The organism is Nocardia sp. JCM 34519.1, assembly GCF_020361265.1.
In the GTDB taxonomy this organism is placed as follows: Bacteria; Actinomycetota; Actinomycetes; order Mycobacteriales; family Mycobacteriaceae; genus Nocardia; species Nocardia arthritidis_A.
Window position 1 is genome coordinate 125978 of record NZ_JAIRBR010000014.1, and the last position, 11862, is coordinate 137839.

Below are 11862 nucleotides of genomic sequence, written 5' to 3' on the forward strand. Positions count from 1 at the left end.
TTTCCGCTATCCGAAGCGGTGGTGCTTGTCCTGTTCCTCGAGCAGGCCCGCGGCCTTGTACTGTCCGTCGGCGTAGGACCCTAGGGTTTTCGCAACGTCACCCATGCCCTTGGCCAGGTTCTTGTGCGCGACGAGATAACCGTTGTCGCCTGCCGAGAAGGTCGCCCCGTAGCTGTCGTCACCCCATGCGGCGCCGCGCGAGTTCAACGATGCCTCCAGATCCGACAGGATGGTGTCCACCTTGTCCCGCACCGCGGCCATCTGTCCCGCCGCACCGCGCAACTGGGACGGTGTTACCGCGACCTTGCCTGCCATACCCCAACCCTTTCACCAAGATCCACCGGATTCCGAAGATGGCATGCGCCGCGAACGGCGGAAAGTATTGCGCGATCGAATTTACGGACCTCTGATATGCACTGCGGCCCAAGTAGTTTCGCCAAATATGCTGGCACTTCGGCCGATTCTGGTCCGGTCCCGCATGCGGCCCACTGACGGCTCCTTAACGCCCGTTATTCTTCGCCGCCGAAGCTGTTTGCGCCCGTTGCGTATCCGCCTTCGGCACCGCCTCGCGAGTCCGAATCGGGATCCGATTCCGGCGGACAGGGGTCGGACGGATCCGGCGAAACCGGCGGCCGGATACTGGCCGGAGGCGCGTCCGGAGTCGTGTACGGCGTGTTCGCCGGGTAACTCAGATACCTCGGCGTATAGGGCAGATTCGAGCCGGGATCACGCTCGATCCATCCGCCACCGTTCTTCGGCACTGTGCGGCGGCTGATTCGCTTCGGCATCCAGACGCACGGAGCCGTCGGTACTCACCGAGGTCCGGCGCCCAGCAGGTGGCAGCGTGCCACCCGCCGAATCCGGTCTCGGGCCAGAGTTAACCGCCGGGACGGCGGTCGGGCTCGCCCAAACGTCCGGACCCAGCGAGAGCCGGTCGAGGACGGCGTCGATGGACGATACATAGGACGTCGGCGGCTCGACTCCATCGTGCGTGGTCGAATCTCCTGTGCCGGTGCGAATTTCGTTCATCCCCGTGCTGCTGCCATGGCAGTTTGCCTGCGGCATTCGGGCCGAGCCCCCATTTCGCTTCGGCCTTGCCGATCCCCCAGTTACCCAGCTTGTTCAATCGGCCCCCGACGAATCCGCCCGTCACGCCGCCCACCGCCGCGGTGGCCGCGGTGAGACCAATTCGGTTCCAGTCCATATTCTTTCGATGCCCGGCCGATTTCTGCCCGGCCTGGATGAAGAAGTCCTGCCCGGCGCCGAGCGCCGCGTTCGTGGCCGCGGCCTGCGCCGCCTCCGGCAGAAATGTGCGCACGACGAACCGCGCTGCCCTCGGCCCGACGAGTTTTCCGAGGACCTGTTCGACCATCAGCGAGGCCCGCTCCAGCACCTGCCGCAGGAACAGCCGGGTCCCCGAGATCGCGGCGGCCGCCGCCCCCCCAACTCCGATACCAGACCGTCCAAAGCCTTGCTCGCGGCGTACCAGTCGTCCCGAATGGCCCACATCTTGTCCTCGTCGCCCTGCGGCCACGCCGACCCGGCCACCCACTCCAATGGCTGCAGCCAGCTCGGCATATAGATCGACACGGACGAATCCAATACGGGCCGTGCACCTTTCGACCGCGCGTTAACGACTCCTTGCGCTCTCGGCAGGCCGATATTTACGCCTGGGCGCTCAATGCTCGCAGAGGGAGAACTCGCGCTCGTACAGCTCCTCGTCGTGCTGCCCGACGAGGTACTTCCGTTCATGCATCAGTTGCTCCCGATACTCCTTGGCCTGTTCCAGCGTCATGGTCGACGTCGCAGACCAGGGCTGTTGCGGCGGCACATCGGATGTCGAGACGATCCGTTCCGATGGGTCGACCAGGAAGAACGCCAGAATTTTGCGATGTCCGGGCCGGGTCGGGTCCACGAGCCGGAAGGGTGCGACCCGATGCTGGAGAATATTCGGAAAGGCCAGGCAGCGGCCCGCACTGGTCCGCACCGATCCCAAAACCTGATTCATCGGATCCTCGTCATCGAGGCCGTAGACATCGAGCACACCATTGGCATCGTTCTGTTCGTAATACGGATCCTCGATCGCCGCACGGAAACTCAGCCGGCTTTCGGTGGTGTTCTCGCTGTCCCAGTAGTAGATGCCGGTCGAAACGATGCGCTCGTTCATCATTCCCTCGACATGCCATGCACCGCCGGGGTATTCGGGCTTGTCGGGAGTGAGATGAATATTGGCGAGCTTGACGATGACCTGTAATCCGCGGCCGCGCAGGTCGATTCGAACCGAGTCGTCGGGCAGGGCGGGCGGGCTGAACAAAGGGGCATCCGGGACGACCGGACGGCGAGTATCCCACCATTCGTCCATGGCATCGTTGTACGCCAGCTGGGCGTCCTCGTCGTCATCGTCGGGTTCCACCGGCTTGTCCGGGGCATCGTCGTACCAGGTCTCGGCATCGGGCACGATGCGCCGCGGCCGCGGCTGACGCAGGTCCGTGAGCACATTCTCGAACAGCGGGAGCAGGCGCGCGAAGATATCCGGCAGTACGGACTCGAGCTCACGGTGGGCGACGGGGTGGACGTTGTTGACGTATGAACCGAATACGACATCGCCATCCGCGCTCACCTCGACATCGGTTGGTAGCCACTGGAATTTCTCCGAATACGCGTAGCGCGCACCGTAGTCTCCAGATTTCGGCCACTCCGAATCGTCCGCGCCGCTCACCCCGCGCACGCGGCAGAACAGTGAGGGATGAACCAGGTCCAGCACCTGTTCGTTCGACCCGGGATGCCAGTCGCGCTCTTCCTCGGGGACCTCCTCGAGTACCCGAACAGCCTCGCGCAGAAGGGCTTTCAGCTCGTCGTCGATCAACGTGTCCGACTGCCACACCCCGTCGACAGCGGAGACCTCGATGCCGGTTCCCGCGTCTCGGAGCTCGGCGTAGTACGCCAATTCCGCGAGCACATAACGAATCTGAGCCTCGGTCAGGCCTTGCTCGGCCGCCTCCCGCGTCCACTTGGCGACGATCTCGGGGTCGTTCATCTTGACGAACCACTGCGGCTTCGCCCGAATCTCGGCGCTGAGCCGCATCATCTCGAGTTCCCGCAGCGCCCGGGGCGGCGCGACCGGCATCCTTCGGGAGGCGAGAAAGGGCAGCGGAAAGGCAGATAGGTCAGTCATACTCTCGGATCTCTCACTGATTCCTGGCGGCGCCAAGGATACTTCGGCGGTTCGGATCGGCCGAGACACGACATCCGCTGGCGGCCACGCTGGTCGGCCGCCGTGACCGTGCAGATCGTCGAGGGCCGCCACGACGCAGCCGGACCGCATGGCTGAAGATTGCTAGCGACTCCTCGAAACAGCGGCTGCCACAATGGGTTCCTGCCGATTGCTCCGAGTCGACGGGACCGTTGTGGGTGAACTTCTTTCGTGCACCGCTATTCGACCGGCACAGGTATGTCGTGAGGAGCGGGTATGACCGATGAATTCGAGGAGATCGGCCGCAAGGTTCAGCGGATGCAGTCCGCGCTGGAACGGATTCGCGGTGTCGGAACGGTCGCGGGTGTGCGGGTCGTCGTCGATGCCGACGGTCGCTTGGTGTCGGTCAGCATACCCGAGGAAGAGATCGTCTTGGCCGCGTATCACGCTGCGCTACAAGATATGCAACCGCAGGTCGACGAGGCCACACGCGAGGTGCGGTCCGATACGCGGATGCAGGAGATGTCGACCTTCGTCCGCGCGAATGCGGCGCGGACGGCGGCCGAGCGGTCCACCGACGAAAACGGCTACCGGGTAACGATTTTCGAAAATATCTGACGCCGACGACGACCAGCCGGGTGCGCGGCCGCAATCCGCTGCTCACGGGCGCCCCAACGCACGCACCGGACGCGTACCGATCGCGGCCAACCGCGCGACGGTCCGCTCGTCGAACACATCCGGTGAGCTGAACTCGACACCCTGTGCATTGGCGCGCGAAACTAGTTGTAGCACACTGAAACTACTGCCACCGAGGGCGAAGAAGTCGTCATCCGCCCCGACCTGAGCCACCCCGAGCAGGTCGGCGAAGATCTCGGCAACGATCCGCTCGGCCGGACCGTTCGGCGCGCGGAACACCGGCCGCGAATACTCCTGCGGCACCGGCGCGGTCGCTGTCTCACCGAATTCGGCTGCCGCTTCGCCTATTTCGATTTCGGATACCGCGATGTCCGGTGTCGCGGCGACGGTTTGGAGCAGTCGCACATACCGGCATGCCAGCGCGACCACGGTTTCCCGGTCGAACAGATCGGTGGCGAATTCGATGGTGCCGTCGTAACCGCCGGCGCCCTGATCGGTGATATCGAAGGTCAGGTCGAATCGCGACGCACCCGTCGCCGCCGGATAGCCGTATACCCGTATCCCGGGCAGGTTCAGCGCCGCGACCTCATTGTTCTGGAATACCAGCAGGATTTGGAACAGCGGATGCCGCGCGGCCGAGCGCGGCGCGTCCAGCGCCTCGACCACCCGATCGAACGGCACATCCTGGTTCTCGTACGCGGCCAGTGCCTTGGCCCGCACTTGTCCGAGCACTTCGCCGAAGGTGGCGTCCACCGGGATCGTCGTGCGCAGCACCAGGGTGTTGACGAAGAACCCGACGAGGTCGTGCAGCGCCTCGTCGTTTCGTCCGGCGACCGGCGATCCCAGCGGAATATCCGAACCGGCACCGACTTTGCTCAATAGCGTCGCCAAACCGGCCTGTAGAACCATGGATTCGGTCGCGGCGCGACCGCGGACCAACTGCCGCAACCCGTCACGGGTACCGGACGGAATCGTGAACGAGACGATCTCACCGCGGCCACTCGGCGCGGCGGGCCGCGGACGGTCGGTGGGCAGCGGCAGTTCGGCCGGGAGCGCGGCCAATTCGCGGCGCCAATAGTCGAGCTGACGGGAAATCACCCCGTCCGGATCGGTTTCCGTGCCGAGCGCCCACTGCTGCCACAGCGCGTAGTCCGCATACCGCACCGGCAGCGGCGCCCAGTCGGGGGCCAGCCCCTGTGCGCGGGCCGCGTACGCGGTGCCGAGGTCACGCCCCAGCGGCGCCAAAGACCAACCATCACAGGCGATGTGGTGCACCACGAAGACGAGCACATGTTCGGATTCGGAGCGCCGCACCACCGCGGCCCCGAACGGCAGCTCGGCCGCCAGGTCGAACGGGTACCGCGCCAACTGGTCGACGACGGCGCGCACTTCGGTCGTGTCGGCGGCCGGGACAATCGGCACCTCGATCTCGATATCGAGCACCCGCTGCTCCGGGACACCCGAATCAGACTCGGCGAGAACGGTTCTCAGTGGCTCATGTCTGACAACCACATCCTGGATCGCCCCCGCGAGCGCCGCGACGTCGAGCGGACCGTGCAGCACCAGCGCGATCGGCATGTTGTAGGTCGCTGACGCACCCTCCAGCCGGTGCAGCAGCCAGAGCCGCCGCTGTGCGAGCGAGAGCGGCACCGGCCCCGGCTCGCGCACCCGCATCAGCGGCGGCCGCGACGGCGCCCGCGACGGCAACCGCTCCACCAACCGGGCAACCGTTGGCGCATCGAAGATCTCCCGCATCTCGACCTCGACGCCGAGCACGGTCCGAATCCGGCTCGCCAACCGCGTCGCGAGCAGCGACTGGCCGCCGAGCTCGAAGAAATCGTCGTCGATGCCGACCCGCTCCACCCCGAGCACCTCGGCGAACAGATCGCACAGCGCCTGCTCGGCGGGCGACCGAGCGGCCCGATGCGCGGCGAGGACCGGCGTGGGCAACGCGCCCCGATCGAGCTTTCCGCTCGGCGTCAGCGGGAATTCGTCGAGCACGACCACCGTCGCGGGCACCAGTACGGCGGGCAGCCGATCGGCGACGAACCGGCGCACCGCCGCACCATCCGGCGCAGCGGACCCGGCCGCACCGACGTAACCGATAAGCCGAGATTCGCGCACCACCGTAACCGCCTGCGCCACACCCGGATACGCACGCAATGCCGCCTCGACCTCGCCGAGTTCGATCCGCACCCCGCCGATCTTCACCTGGAAGTCGGTGCGGCCGATGTACTCCAGCTCACCGGAGTCGTTCCACCGCACCAGATCTCCGGTCCGATACAGGCGTTCGCCGGTACCGAACGGGTCGGCAACGAACCGCTCGGCGGTCGAACCGGGCCGATGCAGATAACCGCGCGCCAATTGCACACCGGCCGCGTACAACTCGCCGGTCACGCCAACCGGCACCGGACGCAGCCACCGATCGAGCACCCGCAGGCAGGTGTCGAATACCGGACGCCCGATCGGGATCTCGGCGGAATCCCCTACCGGCCGGCCCGAAATATGCACCGCCGCTTCGGCCGGACCATAGAGGTTGTACAGCGGCGCGAGCAACGCACCGGCCCGCACGGCCAGTTTCGGCGACAGCGCCTCGCCCGCGACGAGCACCCAGCGCAGCGACGGGCAGATCGGACGCGCGGGCGCACCGAGATATTCGAGGAATGCGGCCAACATCGACGGCACGAAGTGCACGATGGTGATTCGCTGGGCACGGATGGTGTCCAGCAGATATCCGGGATCGAGATGTCCACCGGGCCGGGCGATTACCAGCCGCGCGCCGGTGTGCAGGGGCCAGAACAGCTCACAGACCGAGTCGTCGAAGGTGATCGGCGTCTTGTGCAGTACCCGGTCGATCGGCTCCAGCGCGAATTCGGCTTGCATCCAACGCAATTGGTTCACGATCGCCGCATGGGGTACGGCGACGCTCTTGGGTGTGCCGGTGGAGCCCGAGGTGAAGATGACATAGGCGATGTGCTGTGGGCGCAGCGGCCGCAACCGCTCGCCGTCGGTGACCGGCAGTCCGGAATACCCGCCGAGATCCAACCTGTCGAGCCGGATCTGCCGCACCGAATCGCCGAGGTCGAGTTCGGCACCGGTCAATACGCACAGCGGCCGCGCGATATCCACGAGTTGCCGAATTCGCTCCGCGGGCTGATCCGGATCCACCGGCACATATCCGCCACCGGCAACGGTCACGGCATGCACGGCGACCAGCAGGTCGATGGATCTGCGCAATCCGATGCCGACCAGCGTATCGGGCCCGACTCCCCGATCGATCAGCCAGCGCGCCAATTGCCTTACCCGCCTGGCGAATTCGGCGTAGGACAGCTGGTTTCCGGCGAACTCCACCGCGACCGCGTCCGGTGTCCGGCGCACCTGCGCGTCGAACAGCGAGACGAGCGTTGTCGCGGAATCGGATTCGCACCGGGCGCCAGCCCACTCACGCAGCAGTGCGCGTTCGGCGGAGTCGAGCAGGTCGATGCCGAGGACCGGAGCGTTCGGCTCGGCGGCGAGGAATCTGCCGAGGTAGGCCAGGAATCTGGTGTGGATATCCCTCAGCCGGTCGCGGTCGTAGTAGTCGGAATTCCCGATCAGATCGACCGAAAGCGGCGCATCCGAACCGGTCCGGTAGATGTTGAAATGCAGTCCCTCCACCGACCCGGACGACAGAATCCGATACCCGCCGTCCGCCGCGCCGAACCGGAGACCGGTGTCGAAGAGCATGACGTTCACCACCGGACCGAACGGCTGCCGGACATCGGGATGGATTCCGCGGTCCCGGCGAATGTCGGTATAGCAGTACCGCTGATGCCGCAGCGCGCCGACCACCGCCAGCGACACCCGCTCCACCAATTCGGCGCAGGTGGTGCCAGTGGTGATTTCCACCCCGAGCGGAACACTGTTCGCCACCATTCCGGCCGAATTCTTCAATTCCGCCGTCGTCCGCGCGGAGACCGGTATCGAAATATCCGAATCGAACAGGCCCGCGACGAACGCGCAGGCACCGGCGAGCAGTAACTGAGCGGGGCTGGCCGCATACCGCCCGGCCGCCGAGGCGAGCGCCTGCTCGGACCATCCGGCCAGCTCACCGGGCACGTTGACGGCATCGGGATCGCTATGCGCATCCCGGCGGCCGGTCAGCGGGCGAACCGTCCGGCCGGGCCGGTCCTGCCAATATTTCCGGTCGACATCGTGTCGGGGCGAATTCCGGTATTCCACGTCGAGCTCTTGCAGGCGTCGCATCGATGCGCCACGGAATTTCTCCGGAATCGCTCCGTCGGCCAACGCCGAGTAGACTTCGGCGATGCGAGCGGTGATGAAATATCCGCCGAATCCGTCGACCGCGAGATGATGTATACGCGAATACCAGAAATGGCGCGTATCGCTCAACCGGATCAGCGCGCTGGAGGTCAGCGGGCGATCGATGATATCCGTATCGCGGTAATATTCGGCGGTCATCCATTCCAGGGCATCCGCCGTATCCGTCAGGTCGATCCGCGCGACCGCGCACCGCGTCGCATCGTCCACCCATTGCACCGGCTCGCCATCGCGCAATCCGATCCGGAGCAGCGCCACCTCGGTCTCGGCGATAACGATCTGGCAGGCCTGCGCGAGCACATCCGCGTCCAGCTCTCCGACGATCTCCACATACTGCGCCACATAGTTGCGCGCACCATCGGAAAGCGCCTCGGAATCCCACACACTCCGCTGCGCGGTGGTGAGCGGGAAAACCGCCCGGCCCACAGCCGTCACCCGAAGGTCCGGTGCCGATACATGAGCGGCTCGGAATCCCCTGTTTCCCAATGAGTTTCGAGCCGTTTGACGATCTCGTCGATCACCTCGTCGATCATCAGCACGAAACGCTTCGCGCTCACGCCGACGGCCACCGGATTATCCCCGACCGGAATCACGTAACGACCGTCATCCGGCATATCCCGCCAAATCAACACTCGTTCGAGAATACCGCGCCGCCCGAACTTCGACTTGCCCTGGTGGATGGTGATCGAACCGGTGCGGGCGGCGGGCGCGTCGAGGAATTCCTTGCTGCGCTCCTCGGTGGCATCGGCCTCATCCTCCACCAACGACCTCGATTGCCAGTAGCTGTCCGCGGCCCTGGTCGTTTCGATGACGATCGGAATGGGGCCGCGCTGGCCCGCGCCCACCTCGGGCAGTGCGGCGACCACTGCGGCGGCCAACGCACGCGGCTGACATTCGGCGATCACGAAACCGCCGCTGTGAAAAACGGTTTCGCCGGGCAGCTGGGTGATCACGAAGGCGCTCGCGCCGGCCCGCACCGCGTGTATCCGGATTCGCTTGTCCGGATTGTCCATTTCCTTGTCGTACCAGCCCTGGACGACCAGATATACGTCCGGCACCTCGACGGTCCGAATCACCTTGGCCAGGAAGCTGTCCCCACCGAGTCGCTCCCATATATCCCGTGCATGCCGCTCGTAATCCTCCTGGAGCGGAATCCGGCCGAGAAAAGTGAACGGCTCGGGCAGGAACCGACCGGTATACCGGTCCCACAGCGCGACGAATTCGTGGTCGGTCAGTTTCACCGTCTCGGTCATTGTGCCGGGCCCGGCTCGATCACCGGCTTCATACCAGTAGGCGTCGGGCCGAAGGCCTCATCCAAATGTGCCTTGGAATCGAGGTATTTCGCCCGCTTGTGCTGTTTCGAATCCTTCTGCCCGGCATTGGCGCCACCGGGCGCGCCCGGCGCACCCATACCCGACCCCGCCAGGCCCGCACCACTGGACACCGCACCGCCGGGCAGGCCGGCACCCGGAAGTGCCGCTCGCGGAAAGAGTTTCGCGCTCTGCGACGCACCCAACGGGCTACCCGGCACGCCACCGAGACCACCCGGCCGCCCGCCCGGGCCGCCGCTCAGCGACTTACCAGGAAGTCCCCCAAGGGCTTTCGCCATATTGTTCCGCGCGGCCAGCTCAGCGGCGCGCATCTTGTCCGCCTGCGACAGCGCACCGAGCGCCTGCGCCCCCTGTGCCGCCGCCTGCGCCGCGCGACCGGCCTTATCCGCACCCGGCGCTCCCCGGCCGTCGGGACCGGGCCCCGGCCCACCGGGCAATGTTGCGTCCGGCGAATTTCCGTCCAGGCCAGGCATATTGGGCACCGGCATATCCGGCACCGGCGATCCCCCACCGATTCCGGGCCCATCCGGGACCCCGATATCCGGCACCGAGGACCCACCCGGACCTGCCGCATCGGACGATCCGAATGACGGCGGTGGCGGCACATCGACATTCGGCGCCGAAAGACCGCCGGGCCCACCGAGACCGCCGGGACCGCCGAGTCCCGGACCGGGGCCGCTGAGCAATTTCTGCAGATCGTCCTTGTACTTGTCGAGATCGCTTGTGCCGGGGCCGGGACCCGTCTGGGTGCCGTCGTTCGGTGGCGGGGTATCGGTGGTGGTTCCGGGGCCGGGACCGGTCACAGTGTTCGGTGGAGGATTAAATTGGACAAGCCCCGGTTTCGTATTGGTCAGACCGTCGAGGTAGTGCTCCTGGAAATTCTTTTGAAACTTGGCCAAGTCGCATTCGACGTTGTACCGGTTGGTATAAGTGGTGACGCCTGGGCCGCCCGCCGCCGACGCGGCAGTATAACTGTAAGTAGAACCGGTCCCGGTCCGCGCCGTTGCCTCATCCACCGGCGGCATCGCCTCATGGGTGGTGTACAGGTACTCCGATACGTATTTCAGCGTTTTCGAGTAGTTCTCCATACTCTCGGCGACTCCACCGAAGTTATCCGCATACTTTTGGGAGAATTTTGCAGCGGCATCCGCCGCATCGCCCTTCCATTTGCTGGCTATCGCGGTCGACAAAGTTTGGCTCAGATCTCGGCGCATGGTATCGACGCTTCTCTTGCCCCATTCCCACAGCGCATAGGCATCCCAAACCTTCTGCGAAGCGCTGGGCGATCCGCCGAGTGTCTGCCGCACCTCGTAGAGCTGATTCCAGTGCATACTGCTGGCGGCCTCTAGCTCGATACGCACCGATGGGTCGGCTCCGCCGCTGGGTTTGTCGTCCGGAACCTTCGTGTCCGGCTTGTTGTAGGCGACCGGATCGTATCCGAAATCCTTGGGAACCGTAGTCATCTTCTTGGCGTCGAGTTGCTTCAGGGCATCCGCGTTGGAGTTGTCGGTGTCGGTGAACGCCTTTCCGGCAGCCACGAAATTCTCCCCGAGCGTGGTTGTCCCCTTTATGTATCCATCGAGTACCTCGATGATCGCGGCGGTCCGCTTGTTCACCTCGTTCCGCAGATCCTTACCCGAATTCTGTGTGCCGAGTATGGGCAGGGGCGCCGAATCCGCGAATTTCTGTTTGACGAACAACAATTTGCCGATCGCCACATCGCACGCGTTCGCACAATCGAGCGCCACGGACGGATCGATGCTCAGCAACCTGTCCTTGATCGCCTTCGCGAGATCGCTCGGCTGCGGATCCGTTGACGGTGGAGGCTGCTTGTCCGGCGGATTCTGGCCCTTGGGCGGATTATCAACCACGTCGGCACTCCTTCGAAAACCGCGCGCCCCGGCCCCCGCGCGACCGATACGACACCCCGGATGGAAAACTCGCGGCATGCGAGTACTGGTGCAGCGGGTGACGGCGGCGTGGGTGACCGTCGACGGCGAGACCGTCGGCCGGATCGACCCGGCCACGCAGGGCCTCGTCGCCCTCGTCGGCGTCACCCACACCGATACCGAAACCACCGCGAAAACGTTGGCGGACAAGCTCTGGCGGCTGCGCATCCTGGACGAAGAACGGTCCGCCGCCGATCTCTACGCACCGATCCTGGTGGTCAGCCAGTTCACCCTCTACGCCGATACCCGCAAGGGCCGCAGGCCATCCTGGTCCGCGGCGGCGCCGGGTCCGGTCGCCGAACCACTCGTGGACGCCTTCGCGCAGGCGCTGCGCGAACTGGGCGCGACGGTGGCCACCGGCCGGTTCGGTGCGCATATGCATGTCGAACTCGTGAACGACGGGCCGGTCACACTGATGCTCGAGGGGTAGCCG

At 65.4% G+C, this 11862-nt stretch carries 8 protein-coding genes; 2 read left to right on the forward strand and 6 right to left on the reverse strand.

The window, feature by feature from the left end; all coding sequences use genetic code 11:
- Positions 1–6: 6 nt before the first annotated feature.
- The 3 genes from LGY53_RS29175 to LGY53_RS29185 form a co-directional block, all read right to left on the reverse strand.
- Positions 7–315, reverse strand: coding sequence for a WXG100 family type VII secretion target (locus LGY53_RS29175; RefSeq protein WP_225729904.1), 309 nt, complete (start codon positions 313–315; stop codon positions 7–9).
- A gap of 562 nt (positions 316–877) precedes the next feature.
- On the reverse strand, positions 878–1507 hold the full coding sequence (locus LGY53_RS29180; RefSeq protein WP_225729905.1) for a hypothetical protein: 630 nt from the start codon (positions 1505–1507) through the stop codon (positions 878–880).
- A 171-nt stretch (positions 1508–1678) separates the two neighbouring features.
- A complete protein-coding gene (locus tag LGY53_RS29185) occupies positions 1679–3175 on the reverse strand; it encodes a DUF4246 domain-containing protein (protein ID WP_225729906.1) in 1497 nt (498 codons plus the stop codon).
- Positions 3176–3469: 294 nt separating this feature from the next.
- Here LGY53_RS29185 and LGY53_RS29190 point away from each other — a divergent pair, with 294 nt between their 5' ends.
- Positions 3470–3811 (forward strand): YbaB/EbfC family nucleoid-associated protein, encoded by a 342-nt coding sequence (locus tag LGY53_RS29190; protein WP_225729907.1) that lies wholly within the window; start codon positions 3470–3472, stop codon positions 3809–3811.
- Between the two features lie 42 nt (positions 3812–3853).
- Here LGY53_RS29190 and LGY53_RS29195 read toward each other — a convergent pair whose 3' ends face one another.
- From LGY53_RS29195 to LGY53_RS29205, 3 genes are read right to left on the reverse strand one after another with little or no spacing between them, the layout of a single operon-like run.
- Positions 3854–8584 (reverse strand): non-ribosomal peptide synthetase, encoded by a 4731-nt coding sequence (locus LGY53_RS29195; RefSeq protein ID WP_225729908.1) that lies wholly within the window; start codon positions 8582–8584, stop codon positions 3854–3856.
- Positions 8581–9390, reverse strand: a complete 810-nt coding sequence (locus LGY53_RS29200; protein WP_225729909.1) for an ESX secretion-associated protein EspG — start codon at positions 9388–9390, stop codon at positions 8581–8583. The genes LGY53_RS29195 and LGY53_RS29200 overlap by 4 nt, the downstream gene beginning before the upstream one ends.
- An 8-nt stretch (positions 9391–9398) precedes the next feature.
- A complete protein-coding gene (locus tag LGY53_RS29205) occupies positions 9399–11351 on the reverse strand; it encodes a hypothetical protein (RefSeq protein WP_225729910.1) in 1953 nt (650 codons plus the stop codon).
- Positions 11352–11427: 76 nt separating this feature from the next.
- Between LGY53_RS29205 and dtd the strand changes: the two genes are divergently transcribed.
- On the forward strand, positions 11428–11859 hold the full coding sequence (gene dtd, locus LGY53_RS29210) for a D-aminoacyl-tRNA deacylase (protein WP_225729911.1): 432 nt from the start codon (positions 11428–11430) through the stop codon (positions 11857–11859).
- Positions 11860–11862 lie beyond the last annotated feature (3 nt).

What these genes read in the sequence shown, in the direction of transcription:
- LGY53_RS29190 (WP_225729907.1), top strand. Translation starts at nt 3,470, where the DNA reads ATGACCGATGAATTCGAGGAGATCGGCCGCAAGGTTCAGCGGATGCAG.
- LGY53_RS29175 (WP_225729904.1), bottom strand. Translation starts at nt 315, where the DNA reads ATGGCAGGCAAGGTCGCGGTAACACCGTCCCAGTTGCGCGGTGCGGCG.
- LGY53_RS29185 (WP_225729906.1), bottom strand. Translation starts at nt 3,175, where the DNA reads ATGACTGACCTATCTGCCTTTCCGCTGCCCTTTCTCGCCTCCCGAAGG.
- dtd (WP_225729911.1), top strand. Translation starts at nt 11,428, where the DNA reads ATGCGAGTACTGGTGCAGCGGGTGACGGCGGCGTGGGTGACCGTCGAC.